Annotated in this window: 15 protein-coding genes, 1 tRNA gene and 2 rRNA genes (1 of these 18 only partly in view); 8 read left to right on the forward strand and 10 right to left on the reverse strand. The window is 41.2% G+C overall.

What is annotated here, in order from left to right:
* Both DK428_RS09175 and rrf read left to right on the forward strand, forming a co-directional pair.
* Positions 1–994, forward strand: a 23S ribosomal RNA gene (locus DK428_RS09175); it begins 1,903 nt to the left of the window's first position.
* A gap of 199 nt (positions 995–1,193) precedes the next feature.
* Positions 1,194–1,309, forward strand: a 5S ribosomal RNA gene (gene rrf / locus DK428_RS09180).
* Between the two features lie 252 nt (positions 1,310–1,561).
* Here rrf and DK428_RS09185 read toward each other — a convergent pair.
* Positions 1,562–2,374: a 5'-nucleotidase, lipoprotein e(P4) family gene (locus DK428_RS09185; protein ID WP_109065171.1), complete on the reverse strand. Its 813-nt coding sequence runs from the start codon at positions 2,372–2,374 to the stop codon at positions 1,562–1,564.
* Positions 2,375–2,486: 112 nt separating this feature from the next.
* Here DK428_RS09185 and DK428_RS09190 point away from each other — a divergent pair, with 112 nt between their 5' ends.
* Complete coding sequence (locus DK428_RS09190; protein ID WP_109065170.1) at positions 2,487–4,367, forward strand: monovalent cation:proton antiporter-2 (CPA2) family protein; 1,881 nt, start codon at positions 2,487–2,489, stop codon at positions 4,365–4,367.
* A 46-nt stretch (positions 4,368–4,413) separates the two neighbouring features.
* On the opposite strand, the gene DK428_RS09195 is transcribed toward DK428_RS09190, so the two are convergent.
* The 7 genes from DK428_RS09195 to DK428_RS09225 form a co-directional block, all read right to left on the reverse strand.
* Positions 4,414–4,794 carry a SufE family protein gene (locus DK428_RS09195; RefSeq protein WP_109065169.1) on the reverse strand — a complete coding sequence of 127 codons (381 nt, stop codon included), beginning with the start codon at positions 4,792–4,794 and terminating at the stop codon, positions 4,414–4,416.
* On the reverse strand, positions 4,791–5,990 hold the full coding sequence (locus DK428_RS09200) for a cysteine desulfurase (protein ID WP_109065168.1): 1,200 nt from the start codon (positions 5,988–5,990) through the stop codon (positions 4,791–4,793). The genes DK428_RS09195 and DK428_RS09200 overlap by 4 nt, the downstream gene beginning before the upstream one ends.
* A 3-nt stretch (positions 5,991–5,993) precedes the next feature.
* Complete coding sequence (locus tag DK428_RS09205; protein ID WP_109065167.1) at positions 5,994–6,494, reverse strand: thermonuclease family protein; 501 nt, start codon at positions 6,492–6,494, stop codon at positions 5,994–5,996.
* 426 nt (positions 6,495–6,920) lie between these two features.
* Positions 6,921–7,322 carry a hypothetical protein gene (locus tag DK428_RS09210; protein WP_109065166.1) on the reverse strand — a complete coding sequence of 134 codons (402 nt, stop codon included), beginning with the start codon at positions 7,320–7,322 and terminating at the stop codon, positions 6,921–6,923.
* A 1-nt stretch (position 7,323) separates the two neighbouring features.
* Positions 7,324–7,650, reverse strand: coding sequence for an STAS-like domain-containing protein (locus DK428_RS09215; RefSeq protein WP_109065165.1), 327 nt, complete (start codon positions 7,648–7,650; stop codon positions 7,324–7,326).
* Positions 7,647–8,807, reverse strand: a complete 1,161-nt coding sequence (locus DK428_RS09220) for a hypothetical protein (RefSeq protein ID WP_109065164.1) — start codon at positions 8,805–8,807, stop codon at positions 7,647–7,649. Before DK428_RS09220 ends, DK428_RS09215 begins: the two co-directional genes overlap by 4 nt.
* Positions 8,808–9,165: 358 nt before the next feature.
* Positions 9,166–9,251: transfer RNA gene (locus DK428_RS09225), tRNA-Leu, on the reverse strand.
* A 253-nt stretch (positions 9,252–9,504) separates the two neighbouring features.
* On the opposite strand from DK428_RS09225, the gene DK428_RS09230 reads away from it, so the two are divergent.
* The 5 genes from DK428_RS09230 (at position 9,505) to DK428_RS09250 (ending at position 14,709) form a co-directional block, all read left to right on the forward strand.
* The gene (locus DK428_RS09230; protein WP_065295214.1) at positions 9,505–9,915 is read left to right on the forward strand and encodes a CidA/LrgA family protein; all 411 of its coding nucleotides are present in this window, start codon (positions 9,505–9,507) and stop codon (positions 9,913–9,915) included.
* Complete coding sequence (locus DK428_RS09235; RefSeq protein ID WP_109065163.1) at positions 9,915–10,607, forward strand: CidB/LrgB family autolysis modulator; 693 nt, start codon at positions 9,915–9,917, stop codon at positions 10,605–10,607. Before DK428_RS09230 ends, DK428_RS09235 begins: the two co-directional genes overlap by 1 nt.
* Positions 10,608–10,615: 8 nt before the next feature.
* Positions 10,616–11,968, forward strand: coding sequence for an anti-phage deoxyguanosine triphosphatase (locus DK428_RS09240; RefSeq protein ID WP_109065162.1), 1,353 nt, complete (start codon positions 10,616–10,618; stop codon positions 11,966–11,968).
* A gap of 101 nt (positions 11,969–12,069) precedes the next feature.
* Positions 12,070–14,013 carry an ABC transporter ATP-binding protein gene (locus DK428_RS09245; RefSeq protein ID WP_109065173.1) on the forward strand — a complete coding sequence of 648 codons (1,944 nt, stop codon included), beginning with the start codon at positions 12,070–12,072 and terminating at the stop codon, positions 14,011–14,013.
* Between the two features lie 456 nt (positions 14,014–14,469).
* Complete coding sequence (locus DK428_RS09250) at positions 14,470–14,709, forward strand: PTS sugar transporter subunit IIB (RefSeq protein WP_109092134.1); 240 nt, start codon at positions 14,470–14,472, stop codon at positions 14,707–14,709.
* Between the two features lie 173 nt (positions 14,710–14,882).
* Here DK428_RS09250 and DK428_RS09255 read toward each other — a convergent pair whose 3' ends face one another.
* Positions 14,883–15,233 (reverse strand): Mor transcription activator family protein, encoded by a 351-nt coding sequence (locus tag DK428_RS09255; protein ID WP_109078946.1) that lies wholly within the window; start codon positions 15,231–15,233, stop codon positions 14,883–14,885.
* 3 nt (positions 15,234–15,236) lie between these two features.
* Complete coding sequence (locus DK428_RS09260; RefSeq protein WP_109092135.1) at positions 15,237–15,707, reverse strand: gp16 family protein; 471 nt, start codon at positions 15,705–15,707, stop codon at positions 15,237–15,239.
* Between the last annotated feature and the right edge of the window lie 12 nt (positions 15,708–15,719).

A 15,719-nucleotide genomic window follows, 5' to 3' on the forward strand; every position in this document is an offset into this window, starting at 1 on the left:
GCCGTAACTATAACGGTCCTAAGGTAGCGAAATTCCTTGTCGGGTAAGTTCCGACCTGCACGAATGGCATAATGATGGCCAGGCTGTCTCCACCCGAGACTCAGTGAAATTGAAATCGCCGTGAAGATGCGGTGTACCCGCGGCTAGACGGAAAGACCCCGTGAACCTTTACTATAGCTTGACACTGAACATTGAATTTTGATGTGTAGGATAGGTGGGAGACTTTGAAGCAGTCACGCCAGTGATTGTGGAGTCGTCCTTGAAATACCACCCTTTAACGTTTGATGTTCTAACGAAGATTACGAAACGTGGTCTCGGACAGTGTCTGGTGGGTAGTTTGACTGGGGCGGTCTCCTCCCAAAGAGTAACGGAGGAGCACGAAGGTTTGCTAATGACGGTCGGACATCGTCAGGTTAGTGCAATGGTATAAGCAAGCTTAACTGCGAGACAGACAAGTCGAGCAGGTACGAAAGTAGGTCATAGTGATCCGGTGGTTCTGCATGGAAGGGCCATCGCTCAACGGATAAAAGGTACTCCGGGGATAACAGGCTGATACCGCCCAAGAGTTCATATCGACGGCGGTGTTTGGCACCTCGATGTCGGCTCATCACATCCTGGGGCTGAAGTAGGTCCCAAGGGTATGGCTGTTCGCCATTTAAAGTGGTACGCGAGCTGGGTTTAGAACGTCGTGAGACAGTTCGGTCCCTATCTGCCGTGGGCGTTGGAGAATTGGTTGGGGCTGCTCCTAGTACGAGAGGACCGGAGTGGACGCACCGCTGGTGTTCCGGTTGTGTCGCCAGACGCATTGCCGGGTAGCTAAGTGCGGAAGAGATAAGTGCTGAAAGCATCTAAGCACGAAACTTGCCAAGAGATGAGTTCTCCCAGATTATAAATCTGTAAGGGTTGTTTAAGACTAAGACGTAGATAGGCATGGTGTGTAAGTGGTGCGAGCCATTGAGCTAACATGTACTAATTGCCCGAGAGGCTTAGCCATACAACGCTCAAGTGTTTTTGGGGAGACCTGAGGCATGAGAGCGGAATTGGGTGGGTAGCAGTTAAGAGAGAATAAAGAGAGACTGTAGGTGATTCACCGGGAATAGAGGTGATGATACTAAGAGAAAGTTGAGAGTCAGCTTGTTTTGGTTTGAAGGATAGAGAATACGAGAAGACGGAAGTAAAGTCATCGACCGAATTTTGGCGGCGATAATGCGGTGGGCCCACCTGAATCCATACCGAACTCAGAAGTGAAACGCCGTAATGCCGATGGTAGTGTGGGATATTCCCATGTGAGAGTAGGTCACCGCCAAGCTGAATATAGACCCCTGATGTGCATGCATCGGGGGTTTTTGTTTTTGGGCAAAGCGGACAAACAGGATTAAGTTAAAGGTTGAAGAAGGACTAAAGGCCAAAAGAGAGAGAAAAGGGAAAAGTAAGAGAATGACAAGTTATCACTTAAAGAGATAACGGAGAGATAACCGGGAAATTTAGCGAACAAGAAAACCGCACTTTGGAAGTGATTGAAAGTGCGGTTGGTTTTTTGGAGGTTTTTATAGACGTGGGGTTATTTTCCGCTCCATGCCTTAATAACATTTAAACGTGCATCAACTTTGCTTTGAGAATCACCTTTATAATAATCTTTCGCGAGACCGCCTTCCCAGCCGCCATAATTTGGGTTAGGTAAAACAATATAGGTTGTACCAAATTTTGCTCGGTTTTTAGCAACAAAATCACGACGATCTGCATTTAATTTTCCATGTGTAGCATCGCCAAAATCATCTAAGTTATCACCCATATAAAGTACGATATCGTAACCTTGGCTCTCAATTTCGGCGAAACGGGCAGATTTAGCAGATTTATCTTTTTTCAAATAAAGTGAGTTTTCATCAACACCGGTAAAGCCTAGACGCTTCATGTCATCAATTGTACCTGCTTTTTCATTACTGTCTTTGCGATTAGAGACGTAGAACATTTTACCTTTATTGGCATTGACATAATTATTAAACTCCACCGCGCCTGCAATGGCTTCGGATTCTCTAGCATCAACCCAACGGGTCCAATCTTTGCCATCAAATGGTTTATTATTTTGAATTTGCCAACCTGCATAAGCACTGTTATCGATCATAGTTTCATCTAAATCAACAACAACAGCTTTTTTCTTGCCTTTTTTCACTTTGGCGTGATCAAATGCCACTTTGGCTGCATTAAATGCTTGATAGGCCAATGCATCATATTCACCGGATTCTTGCATCCAGTTAATTCCTAGCACAGCTTGTTGCTGTAATTGAGCATCTCCTTTAGGTGCATTTTGTGCACAACCTGCTAATACAAAGGCTGACATTACAGCAACTGCAGTCATTTTTAGTGTATTTTTCATTGTTTTCTCCTCTTAATTTATGTGATAAATGCCTGAAAATTATAGCAAGCATAATGTATAATTAATAGCATTCTATTATCCATTCTCTTTCTTTTTTTTATAAGGTTTTACGATGTCTGAATTATCTAATCCTGAGCTGGTAAAAACAGTAGTTTTATTAGCCACCAGTGTCACTATTGTTCCACTTTTTAAACGTATTGGATTGGGAAGTGTGCTGGGTTATTTGATTGCCGGATGTTTGATTGGGCCGTCCGGTTTTGGGTTGTTTCAAGATCCTTCCAGTATTGTTCACATGGCTGAGTTAGGCGTTGTGATGTTTCTTTTTATTATTGGTTTGGAAATGCATCCTGAGCGTCTATGGTCAATGCGCAAGGCGATTTTTGGACGGGGCTTACTGCAAGTAGGGCTTTGTGGCGTATTATTGACATTGGCGGGTATTTATCTGCTACATCTTAGTTTTCCGGTTGCCTTCATTGCTGCGATGGGATTTTCGCTTTCTTCAACCGCTATTGTCATGCAAGTTTTAGAAGAACGCGGCATCAGTTCAACGCCTAAAGGCCAACGCGTTGTTTCTACATTATTATTTGAAGATCTTTCTATTGTTCCGTTATTGGCATTTGTGGCCTTTCTTTCACCGGAGACTGACAGCACATCACATTCAACCAATTGGACAGGAATTGGGATGGCATTGGTTGCCGTATTGGGATTGGTTGCGACCGGCAAATGGCTGATGAATCCAATTTTCCGAATGATTTCTAAAGCACATATTCGAGAAATGATGACTGCTGCTGCATTATTAGTGGTACTTGGAGCTGCATTATTAATGGAAATTAGTGGGTTATCCATGGCGATGGGGGCGTTTGTTGCCGGTGTAATGTTATCTGAATCTGCTTTTCGACATCAATTAGAAGCGGATATAGAACCGTTTCGTGGATTATTGCTAGGCCTGTTTTTCATGGGCGTGGGGATGTCATTAGATTTTACATTGGTTTGGCATAATGCGTTATGGTTACTTGGTATTGTTTTCTTGTATATATTAGGTAAGGCCATAAGCGTGTATGCTGTGGCGCGCGCAACTTTATTAAATCATAAAGAAGCCATTGGGCGTATGGCAATTATGGCGCACGGTGGTGAGTTTGCATTCGTTTTATTTTCTGCTGCGACAACCGCAGGGGTGTTATCTGCAGATTTAAACGCAACGTTTACGGCTGCCGTGATTATTTCCATGTTGTTTTCACCGTTAATTGTATTAGTGCTACGTCGATTATCAAAACCAAATACGTTAGTGAGTATAAATACGGATCAGGTTGATGGTATTGATTTAATTGAAAGTGTTGAAAATAGTGTTGTTGTGTTGGGATTTGGGCGTTTTAGTCAAATTGTTTGTCAGACATTATTAGCTCGGGGTATTCAAGTTACGGTGATTGATTCTAATATCGATCGAATCCGTTCTGCGGCAAAATTCGGTTTTAAAGTCTATTACGGTGATGGTTCCCGTTTAGATGTGCTACGTGCTTGTGGTTTAGAAAAGGCGTCTTGTGTCATTTTAGGCATTAGTGATACAAAACGTATTGAATTGATTGTCAAGCAGATTAAGCATGAGTACCCGTTATTACCGGTGCTTGCCAGAACTTATGATCGACAAAGTGCGGTTAATTTAGTGAAACTTAACATTGATTTTCAAATTCGTGAGACCTTTGAATCTGCCTTGCTTTTAGGACGCGAAGCGTTAATTCGTTTAGGTGTAGATCAAATTGAGGTTGATGAAATTGTTACTTCTATTCGTCAATTGGATCATGAACGTTTAACCGAAGAAGTTTTGCACGGATTTTCAGCTGAATTGGTCAGAAAATATTGGACGCCGAAACCTTTTGTTCGCCCGACACAACATGCCGAGGCATTAAATGAGGAAGCAGCTGATATTTTAGCCGAAACAGAACAAGAATCTTCAGTTGAAGAACATACAAATGAGTTGCAAACCGCAGCAGTTTGATAGTTGATAAAATAATAGGCACGAAATAACATCGTGCCTTTATTTTTTATAAATTATGCAAAATCTGTTCAATGTGTTTTAAACCGTTTAGGCGGGTCGTGCTTAAACGTTGAGCAATGCCAAGTTGGGTGAAATAGGCAGTTAAATCAAAATGGCGTAATTGTTCAGCACTTTTGTTTTCAATGTGTTGCAATAAAATCCATAATAAACCGTTCATAATCCGCGCTTCACTATAGGCCTGAAAGTGAAAAGTGCGGTCGTTTTTTTCGGTGAATTTAAACCATACCTGTACTTCGCAACCCGGAATGATTTTCATCTGGGATAATTCATTTTCATTTGGTATGGGGAGATTTTTGCCTGCCTGAATAATCAAACGGTAGCGTTCTTCCCATGTTGTGGCATGGAGTAATTGTTGTTCAATGTTCATCTTAATAATTCTAAACTTTTATCTAAGGCGTTAAAAAATGCTTCAACGTCTGAGGCGATATTATAAGGTGCAAAAGATAAGCGCAGGATAGCGGCCTGTCCTAATCTTGCTAAATAAGGCTGTGCACAATGTTCACCAACGCGTAAAGCGATATTTTGTTCAGCTAATAGCGTGGCTAAATCAAACGCGTTGACATCCTCGAAGACAAAGCTGACGACCGAACTGGGTTGTGGTGAGTTAAATAATTTGCATTGTTGATAAGAGGATAAACGTTGACGGGTCATTTCTGCCAAGCGTACGGCGTGTTCTTCCATTTTGCCAATATCCCATTGGCTTAACCACTCTAGAACGGCGTTAAAACCAATCACGGCAGCAATATTTGGTGTGCCGGCTTCCAACCGATAAGGCAGTTCGGCAAAGGTGATTTGTCGTTTGCTAACTTTGCTAATCATCTTGCCGCCGTACTGCAAGGGCTGTAATAAATTTAACGCTTCCAATTTTCCGCTTAACACGCCAAGCCCGGTCGGACCGTAAATTTTATGGGCGGAAAAGGCAATAAAATCGGCATCCAATTCTGTTAAATTAATTTTGATGTGGCTAATGGCTTGTGCCGCATCCACTAAAACAAGAGAGGAACTTTGTGCACGAATCAACTCAATCAATTGTTTGACAGATTGCTGTGTGCCGGTGACATTAGACGCAAAATTTAGCGCTACCAATTTCGTGCGTGGTGTGAGTTTTTTCAATAACGCATCGGTGTCAATCAGCCAATTATCCAATATCGGCAACACATGAATAATGGCGCCGGTTTTTTTAGCCACTTGGTGCCACGTGACGAAATTAGCGTGATGATCTGCTTCACTGATAATGATTTCATCACCGGCATTTAAATACGGCAATAAACCATTTGCCACGGTGTTAATGGCCTGGGTCGTGCCTGATGTCCAAATCACAGCCTGTTCGCTTTCGGCATGAATTAACTGCTTAACCCGGCTACGTGCCTGTTCATAAAGTGCGGTCTGTTTTTCATCATATTGACTGCGATGCACCGAGCCGGCGGATTGATAAAAATCCACCGTTGCCTGAATTAAGCACTGCGGCTTGAGGGTTGTCGCGGCGTTATCAAGATAGACCACTGCATCTGCATGAGTGAAATAGGGAAAATATTGACGAAATGTAAGGGGATCAAAATGCATTTTTTACCTTCTTTGTTGACGCCATAAGTGGGGTTCGACAGGGGAACGATCGCGCCACAAACCTAGTCGATTTTCTCTTGCCGTTTGCTCAGCCTGTAAATAGGTGACATCGTGCAAATATTGTCGATAAGCCCATGCCATGCCTTGTTGTACCATAATTAAATTGATGTTTTGCCCCTGCTTATCATACACCGTTGCCAAGGTGCGCTGATAGCGATCGTAACCTTGAATATTTAATGTAACATTGCGTTTGTGGATAAGCGAGCCAAGCATTTGGCGGGATTTTTTACCGAAGGGTTGTGTTTTTTCCGGTGCATCGATTTCGGCTAACCGCACTTTAATGGTTTTACGATTGGCAGTTAAACAAGTGAAAGTGTCTCCGTCGCTAATACCCACCACACGGCAATCTGTTGTTCGCGCTTGAAGGACGGGAGCCAAGAGCAATAAGATAAGGCAGAGAAATCGTTGTAACATAACATATAAAACCGCCAAAAGTGCGGTCATTTTTCTCGGTAAATTTTAGAAAAACATAAAATTTAGTGACAAAAAAAGCTGCTTTTTACAGCAGCTTTAGGAATCTTGAAACTTATCATTGGTGCCTAGGGTTGGCAATAAGTTTGTAACTGCTTCAATAAGTTGCATTATATCAATCTCAATTATTTGCGCCAATTTTTGCGTAAAAGTATTTTAGATCTCATATTAAATTATTTTTTCTTTTTATGATATACATCAAAAAAATGGATCTGATTTCTGCGTTTTCTTGTGTTAAAAGATCTGAATGATTTGATCTCAACAGCACCAATATTAGAAAGGTTTAAAGTGATAATGCAATTTGCGCTGAAATTACCATATTTTGTGCGTGGGAGCTGTGAGGAAAAAATAACCCCCGTTGAACTACGGGGGAAATATGTAAACATTAAACTCAAAGTTTTACCAGCATCTTTTACATAGATTCTTTTTAATAACATGAATCTGTTTAGAAAGGCTTTCCATTGTTGCATTTTCTTTCTTATGAAAGATATGATCGGTTAGGATGCGTTTTAACGTTGATAATTCAAAAACACCGATTTCTTTATCAAGCCTTGATAACTCAGTATGTAAATTATCATTTTGATAAACCATGAAATGGTAATCTTCATCAGCATAATCTTTACTAAAAATATCTTTCGCTGCATTATAGGTGGCATCAAGCATTTGCTCTATTTTATCTATTGATGAATTATAATATGAGTTTTTCTCTTTTCTTCCGCCAACAATGTACATAATGCTACTAGAAAATAATGAAATAAATGCAGGGATAATAACCGATGACACCCAAGAGAAATTTTCCAATTTAATTTCCTATTTGTTTTTTAATTTCATCATCAACATAGCTCTCAACTTCAGATTTCCAATCTGAGTTTGTTGTGCGAATATTTGCAATCATAGTTTTTATCTCATCGCTAGTAAATTTACCTAACCGAACAAGACCAGCAAATGCTTCGTCTAAAAATGAGGAACCATAACCGCGTACGCCATCAAGGTCAACGATTAAATCTTTGTCTCTTTCAAATGCTGGTACAAGAATATCATCTCTAAACTCCTCTCCGCTTGCTTTACCAAGATGGCGATAACGCGCACCAGGAGTGGTGCTAAATTCTTTTACATATACTATAGTCATAACGTTTCCTCTTGATTTAATGGAATAATCCAATACAACAGTGTCCCATCAATAGATAAACTGTCGTCGTATAATTTTTCAATTAACTTTCCATTTCTATTATTATAATGATAAACACCACGATTTGAATAGATTCTCATGGCACTACCATTAGTTTTTTCAATAAATGTTCTTATATCCTGCCCACCTTTCCCTCTATGAGAAAGTTGTGTTCTAGTTTTTTTAATAAGTGTTGCTGCTTTTATATCTTTGCAGTCAGTACTACCTAGATTGCCAACAAGAGTGAAAATTCTATCTAATAATTTGGGGTCTTTATTAAATCTAAGCGTTTTAGGAATACCATGACCAAGATCACAGATAAACAATAATAATTGCTCCTCTAATTCTGCGACAAGCATCCACCATCTTCGTAGTGGGAAAACACGTTCTGTCGTGATTTGTTCGTTATATGCGTGCTCAACTGCATTTGCGATCCCTTCAATCACACCACCATATAACTCACTCAAATTAGCTAATCCCATTTTCTCTAACTGATCGAAAATTGGTGAGGTCACATCTCCGTCAGCTGCGTCACTAAAAACATAGTGCCAAGATTGGACATTTTTTTGTTGAACGTTAGTTTTATAGTCATATCCAAGTAATTTGTAGAGTCCTATATGACAAAACACAGCATCCACATTAAATTTTATATGCTTATCTTTACTTGGTCTATGATTATGCAGGCATCTATCAGGTCGTTGCAATAAAAATCTTAACTGCGGATACTGCTGTTTTATGCTATCAATTATGGCAATTAAGAGAATACAGGCATCCGCATACAAGTAATAAGTGTTTAAAAAGGAAATCATTAATTTGTTTTTGCCAGACGCAACAACTTTGTCAGCAGTTCGTTGAAGTTCATTTTTAAATTTAATAAACCGAGCATGCTCGGTATCTTCGGATTTCCTTTTTTTATCTAATTTGGATGGTGCAAGCAAAAGCACATCAGGAGCCTTAACACAAGGTATATTTTGTCGCAACAATTTCTTTTCAAATAAAGCGAGTTTTAGTTTATGTTTTCTTACTCTATTCTTGTGTATTAGTTCCCTTAATTTGCGTTTGGTTCTCTTTTTTACCAAATGTATCCATATTTTTTTAGATTTATATGATTTTTTCATTGGGGCCCCTTAGAATATGAGTAGTGTTATTCATCTTTACCATCATAGAAAACATGTAAATCAATATGTTGAAGCGAGTTGTTAGTCTTGTTTTGTAATTCCCTCTTTAATGCTTGAATCTGGGAAACACCATTAATTTATTGAAGACCGGTATTTTTTAGAGCCTAATTTTTTGATGCAAATTCACTTCATTGGCGATCTAAACAGATCATAGATGAATAGTAAATAAATTTAAATATATACAGTGGTTTTTCTGAGTGAAAATTTTAGAATTGTTATAATCTATTGATTTTTTATATTATTTTAAAACAAAAAGCCGCTTTGAAAAGCGGCTTGTAATTCTTCAGAAACTTATCATTGGTGCCTAGGGTCGGACTCGAACCGACACGTTTATTCAACGGCGGATTTTGAATCCGCTGCGTCTACCAATTTCGCCACCCAGGCAACACTGATAAGTTTCATGTGAAAACGAGCGGTATTATAAGGATTTATATTGCAGTTGCAAGTAAAAACTTTGTAATTTTGTTTAACTGTATAAAATTCAACACGTTTGATGGTTTTTTATCTATGAAATTTTTACTGCATTTACCCCTTGCGCCGTCTTCATAACATTATCAATTTTGAATAAAAAATTCCCCTACTAACTAAATGGGAGTAGAATTATTTTGAGGTTTAAACAAAAGTTGAGTTTTTTATTATGTATCGGAAAGTTTTTGACTTAGTCAGGTCGCTGTTTTTGTTGTATCTCATGTTGCATTTCGGAGAATTGATCGCGCATTACGTCCCTATTGGCATTCCATCGAGTATTTGGGGATTATTGCTGCTGTTTACCTGCTTAATGTTACGTATCGTCAAAGTGGAGTGGGTGATGTTTTCCTCCCGTCTTTTAATTCGTTACATGGCGTTATTATTTGTGCCGGTCAGTGTGGGAATTGTCAAATATTCCGGCTTGCTCATGGATCAAATGAAAGAATTATTAGTGCCGAATATTGTCAGTACTTGCGTGACCTTGGTTGTTATCGGCATACTGTCTGACTATCTGTTTTCCCTCAAATCCTTTACTCATCTTAAACATAAAATCATGAAAAAACGGGCGAAGGAGGAATAATGTCTTATCTTATTTATGCTTATACCATTTTGACCATCCTTGCCTTTGCCTTGGCGATAACCATTAATAAACGCTGGAAATCGGTAGTGCTAAATAGCTTTGTGCTGACGGTGATTATTTTAGTGGTGGTGTTGCTTGCATTTCATGTGCCTTATGACACCTATATGGCCGGTAATGCGCCACTCAATAATTTATTGGGGGTGAGTATTGTCGCATTGGCGGTGCCGTTATATGAACAAATTCGTCAAATTGGTCGTCATTGGCAAATCATTTTGATTACCACCGTGTCTGCTTCCCTTTTATCTATGATTAGCGGCGCAGTATTGGCATTACTTCTGGGTGCGAAACCGGATATTGTGGCCACCATTTTGCCGAAATCTATTACTACGCCGATTGCTATGGCCGTGTCTGAAAATTTAGGCGGGATCCCTTCTGTTGCTGCGGTTGGCGTGGTGGTTGCCGGTTTGCAAGGTTCAATTTTTGGTTATCTGCTCTTAAAAAAAATCGGTTTGAAAAATCAAGAAGCTATCGGTTTATCCGTCGGGGCGATTTCTCATGCGTTAGGTACGGTGAGTTGCATGGAAAATAATGCAAAAGCCGGTAGTTACAGTTCCATTTCCTTAGTATTGTGCGGTATCATTAGCTCAATTTTGGCACCTCTTGTCTTCAAATTGATCTACGCAATGGTATAAAGCACATCATGAAACAATCCATCGATCCGTGTTGGCAACAACGTTTTGTCGCCGATCAACCTCGGGAAAAAGATCATCGTCCGCCGTTTCGTCGCGATCGCGGACGTATTTTACATTCTGCCGCCTTCCGTTGCTTACAGGCAAAAACTCAAATTCATGCCGTAGGCGAAAATGATTTTTATCGCACCCGGTTAACTCATTCTTTGGAAGTAGCGCAAATCGGCAGCAGCCTTGTGGCACAACTAAAATTTGCCGAAGCCTTTGCCACCTTAGCGCAGCAACTTTCTACCGATACAAGCGAGTTGAAACAACAACTTAGCCCTTTATTACCGACCAATGATTTAATCGAAAGTTTATGTTTCGCCCACGATATCGGCCACCCGCCTTTCGGCCACGGTGGCGAAGTGGCGCTTAATTATATGATGAGAAACAACGGTGGTTTTGAGGGCAATGCGCAGACCTTTCGTTTGCTCACCAAACTTGAACCTTACACCTTAAATGCCGGTATGAATTTAACCCGTCGTACCATTCTCGGCATAGTGAAATACCCGACCATTTTGGACGAGTCCTCCGCTCAATATGCTCAGCTAGCCGAAAGCCAACATAGCGATCCCCGTTATGTCAAAATTGCCGACTGGCGGCCGGGGAAAGGATTATTCCGTGACGATCTTCACATGTTTAACTGGTTGCTCGAGCCGCTTTCTGAAAGTGATCGTGCATTATTCGGTTCACTCCAAAAAGTGCGGTCAAATCCGCAAGAGATTTTAAAGACCCGTTTTAAATCCCTCGACTGTAGCATTATGGAACTGGCGGATGACATCGCTTATGGCGTGCATGATTTGGAGGATGCGATCGTAGTCGGCGTGGTCAATGTTCAACAATGGCAAGAAGCCTTGGATGAACTGAAAAACGGCCAATCGGATTGGATGCGACAACATATCGAGGACATCAGCAAAAACCTATTTTCCGATCAACATTATTTACGCAAAAACGCTATCGGGGCGTTGGTAAATTATTTCATCACCAATGCGCGTTGGAAAATTCAACCTGAGTTTAGCGATCCGCTATTGCGTTATAACGCCGAATTACCGTCGGAAGTGGTGAGTGTATTAAAAGTATTCAAAAATTTTGTACAGAAATACGTGATCAATAATGTGGAAACGCAACGCGTGGAATACAAAGGTCAGCGCATTTTGACGGAAATGTTCCAAATTTTTGAATCAGATCCGCAACGCTTGCTTCCAACCAACACCGCCAATCGCTGGCGAAACGCGGAAGAAAACGGTAAAAAACGCGTGATTTGCGATTACATTGCCGGTATGTCTGACGCTTACGCGCTGAAAGCCTATCAGCAACTTTAAAGTGCGGTCGTTATTTATCATAAATGTGAAATGGCGGTTACTGAGCTTGTCGCAGCATAAGTCATTTCATGACTATTTTTTTCATTTTTAAAGGATTTTTTGTGGCACTTATCAGCTTAACCAACGGATATCTTTCTTTCAGCGACGCCCCTTTATTGGATCATGCGGAGTTACATATCGAACCTAACGAACGCGTTTGTTTAGTCGGGCGCAACGGCGCAGGCAAATCTACGTTGCTTAAAATCATTGCCGGCGATGTCATCATGGATGACGGCAAAGTGCAGTATGAAAAAGACTTGGTCGTGTCCCGTTTAGAGCAGGATCCGCCACGTCATGCGGAAGGCAACGTGTTTGATTATGTGGCGGAAGGTATTGAGCATTTGGCGGATTTATTGAAGGAATATCATCATATTTCCGTGCAACTGGAGCAGCATTACAGCGATCAGACGTTAAATCAGCTTGCCCAAATTCAAGCGAAATTGGAACACGCTAATGGCTGGCAATTTGAAAATAAGATTAATGAAGTATTACAAAAACTGGAATTAAATCCGGAAACTAAACTTGCCGATTTGTCCGGTGGTTGGTTGCGCAAAGCCGCTTTGGCGCGTGCCTTGGTGTGTAACCCGGATGTGTTGTTGTTAGATGAGCCGACTAACCATTTGGACGTAGATGCCATCGAATGGTTGGAAAATTTCCTGATGGAGTTTGGCGGTAGCATCGTGTTTATTTCCCACGACCGTTCTTTCATTCGCAAAATGGCGACTCGCATCGTGGATTTGGATCGCGGCAAATTGGTGTCTTATCCCGGTAACTACGATTTATATCTCTCCACCAAAGAAGAAAACTTGCGGGTAGAAGCGTTACAAAATGAGTTATTTGATAAACGCTTGGCACAAGAAGAAGTATGGATTCGCCAAGGCATCAAAGCCCGTCGCACCCGTAACGAAGGACGCGTGCGCGCGTTAAAAGCCATGCGCGAAGAACGTCGCCAACGCCGTGACGTGATGGGCACCGCAAAATTGCAATTAGACACCTCCAGCCGTTCCGGCAAAATCGTGTTTGAAATGGAAAACGTCAGTTACGACATTGACGGCAAACAATTACTTAAAGATTTTAACACCACCATTTTACGCGGCGACAAAATCGCTTTAGTTGGCCCGAACGGGTGTGGCAAAACCACCTTTATCAAATTGCTACTCGGCGAAATTCAACCGACAAACGGCTCCATTCGTTGTGGTACCAAATTGGAGATTGCTTATTTTGATCAATATCGCGCTGATCTCGATCCGGAAAAATCCGTGATGGATAACGTTGCCGACGGTAAGCAGGACGTGGAAGTCAACGGCATCAAGCGCCATGTGTTGGGTTATTTACAAGATTTCTTGTTCCCACCAAAACGCGCTATGACGCCGGTAAAAGCCCTCTCCGGTGGTGAACGCAATCGTCTGTTATTAGCAAAATTATTATTAAAACCGAATAATTTATTGATTCTCGACGAACCGACCAATGACTTGGACGTAGAAACCTTGGAGCTCTTGGAAGAAATCCTCACCGACTACCAAGGCACATTGCTCATCGTCAGCCACGATCGTCAATTCATCGATAACACCGCGACGGAATGCTACATCTTTGAAGGCGACGGCGTGCTGAATAAATATGTCGGCGGCTTCTTCGATGCCAAACAGCAACAAGCCAATTATTTTGCTCAAAAAGCTGAACAGGATGCTGTAAAACAGAAAAAAGTTGAGCCAAAAAAAGAAGAAAGTGCAGTGGAAAATAAAGCTGTTTCTAATAAACCAAAATCCGTCAAACTTTCTTACAAAGAACAGCGCGAACTGGAACAGCTCCCGCAACTGTTGGAAGATTTAGAAGAAAAAATCACCGCACTTCAAACTGAAATCGGCGACCCGAATTTCTTCCAACAATCCCACGACATCACCGACGCCAAACTGAAAGCCCTGGCTGACGCCGAAGCTGAACTGGAAACGGCGTTTATGCGTTGGGAAGAATTGGAAGAAAAGAAAAATTTGGCGGAAGGGAAGTAGCCGGTTTCTGTGTATTCAATGAAAGAAAAGTGCGGTCATTTTTCGCGGCGTTTTCAAAATTATGTGGCAGTTGCACAAAGCTGAAATGACGGTCACTGAGCTTGTCGAAGTGTAAGTTATTTCAGCTTCTCCATCTCACAAAACGAATGCTTCTACAAGCTCGGCAACCGTTTTGTGCTTTTGCTACATAATGCCGGGCGTTTTTAAAACACCAAGAATGTTGACCGCACTTTTTTAACGCCGCAATAGCGCAAGCGTCCACGCTTGTGCTTGCTTTGGGACAAGCGTGGATGCTTGAACCATCAATATGTTGATAATAATTTTATCCTACCAAACACTCGTTCGCCAAAATGCCACCCCGATCACAGTTTTAAAACCTGCACATTGATTAGGCTATTATTCCGTCATAGACTGCATTTGGTTATGCAATCAATACATCCCAATAGGAGAAAAATTATGAAAATTATGGCAGTTTGTGGTTCCGGTTTAGGAAGCAGTTTTATGATGGAAATGAATGCCAAAAAGGCATTGGCGAAATTGGGTATTGAAGCAGAGGTGAATCACACAGATTTGGCATCGGTATCGGTGAATGACGCCGATGTGTTTATTATGGCAAGCGATATTGCAGAGAGCAGTTCCATTCCTGCTGAGAAGATCGTCATTGTGAAAAATCTGGTAAGCGTGGCTGAATTTTGATCCACAGTGATATAAATAATATAGTCTAAGCGACATAAATGGGACTTAGGGGGATAATCCTTGAAGAAGTGGGATGAAGAAAATGAAAAGCTGTTACAGTATGTGAAAAAGAATAATCATAAAAATAAACAATAAAAAAGGCTCTACAAAATTAGATCAGTAGAGCCGTTATTTTATATGAACATGTCAGGTTGCTTCTCTTTAATTATCCTATCCTGCACGCGCTTAACAATCTTCCGCAAAGCATTCTCAGTCAGATTATAACGACGTCCAAGTTCGCCCCAATTGCGACCGTTGAAACTGTTATAAATATCCAAGTCACGTTGAGCAATCTTATATCTGTAATCTTTAGGAAAGCATATAACTTGTCCGGCATATTCTTCACTTAAACAGTTGGCAACGCTGACGCCAATCTGCTCACAAATGTCCTGCCCTAAGTTGTAATTTTTACATAGCGCAATCACCAACAATTCGATTTCTTCCAGCAATTCGTGGCGGCGGATTTGCATTAGCGACTCTTTCATAAATTACCCCTTAATCATTCGTTTCTGCCATTGTTTAAGGCGTTCCAATACTATAGACGCCTGCTCATTGTTGAGCCAACTCACGAATGGAATCGGCTCACCTTGTGCATTTTTAGCGATATTTTTAACGAACGCATTCAAACCGTCCTCACTGCGGTCGCGGATAATGCTGGCGTCCGCCATTTCGATCCATTTCGCGCGGATCTTTTTAACGATATTGCTACTCACTGTGGCGGAACTTGGCGGCGACTTGCGTTTACCATCTTTAAAACGTCCTCCGGAAACCTGGAACCCGCGTTTTTTCATGGCATCTACGACCTTATTTAACTCAATCAAATTCATCTGCGTGCAACTATCTTTACACACCGTATTAACAAGAAAAAGGCGATACACCTCTTTATCCATCTGTAACTTACTTTTCCCAATGTGTATAAGCTGAATTAATTGCTTTCTTCGCGCTTCTTTTTGGTCCATTTTTTGTCCTCT

Origin of the sequence: Aggregatibacter kilianii (assembly GCF_003130255.1) — a bacterium.
Classification (GTDB): domain Bacteria; phylum Pseudomonadota; class Gammaproteobacteria; order Enterobacterales; family Pasteurellaceae; genus Aggregatibacter; species Aggregatibacter kilianii.

What these genes read in the sequence shown, in the direction of transcription:
- DK428_RS09185 (WP_109065171.1), bottom strand. Translation starts at nt 2,374, where the DNA reads ATGAAAAATACACTAAAAATGACTGCAGTTGCTGTAATGTCAGCCTTT.
- DK428_RS09190 (WP_109065170.1), top strand. Translation starts at nt 2,487, where the DNA reads ATGTCTGAATTATCTAATCCTGAGCTGGTAAAAACAGTAGTTTTATTA.
- DK428_RS09195 (WP_109065169.1), bottom strand. Translation starts at nt 4,794, where the DNA reads ATGAACATTGAACAACAATTACTCCATGCCACAACATGGGAAGAACGC.
- DK428_RS09200 (WP_109065168.1), bottom strand. Translation starts at nt 5,990, where the DNA reads ATGCATTTTGATCCCCTTACATTTCGTCAATATTTTCCCTATTTCACT.
- DK428_RS09205 (WP_109065167.1), bottom strand. Translation starts at nt 6,494, where the DNA reads ATGACCGCACTTTTGGCGGTTTTATATGTTATGTTACAACGATTTCTC.
- DK428_RS09215 (WP_109065165.1), bottom strand. Translation starts at nt 7,650, where the DNA reads ATGACTATAGTATATGTAAAAGAATTTAGCACCACTCCTGGTGCGCGT.
- DK428_RS09220 (WP_109065164.1), bottom strand. Translation starts at nt 8,807, where the DNA reads ATGAAAAAATCATATAAATCTAAAAAAATATGGATACATTTGGTAAAA.
- DK428_RS09230 (WP_065295214.1), top strand. Translation starts at nt 9,505, where the DNA reads ATGTATCGGAAAGTTTTTGACTTAGTCAGGTCGCTGTTTTTGTTGTAT.
- DK428_RS09235 (WP_109065163.1), top strand. Translation starts at nt 9,915, where the DNA reads ATGTCTTATCTTATTTATGCTTATACCATTTTGACCATCCTTGCCTTT.
- DK428_RS09240 (WP_109065162.1), top strand. Translation starts at nt 10,616, where the DNA reads ATGAAACAATCCATCGATCCGTGTTGGCAACAACGTTTTGTCGCCGAT.
- DK428_RS09250 (WP_109092134.1), top strand. Translation starts at nt 14,470, where the DNA reads ATGAAAATTATGGCAGTTTGTGGTTCCGGTTTAGGAAGCAGTTTTATG.
- DK428_RS09255 (WP_109078946.1), bottom strand. Translation starts at nt 15,233, where the DNA reads ATGAAAGAGTCGCTAATGCAAATCCGCCGCCACGAATTGCTGGAAGAA.
- DK428_RS09260 (WP_109092135.1), bottom strand. Translation starts at nt 15,707, where the DNA reads ATGGACCAAAAAGAAGCGCGAAGAAAGCAATTAATTCAGCTTATACAC.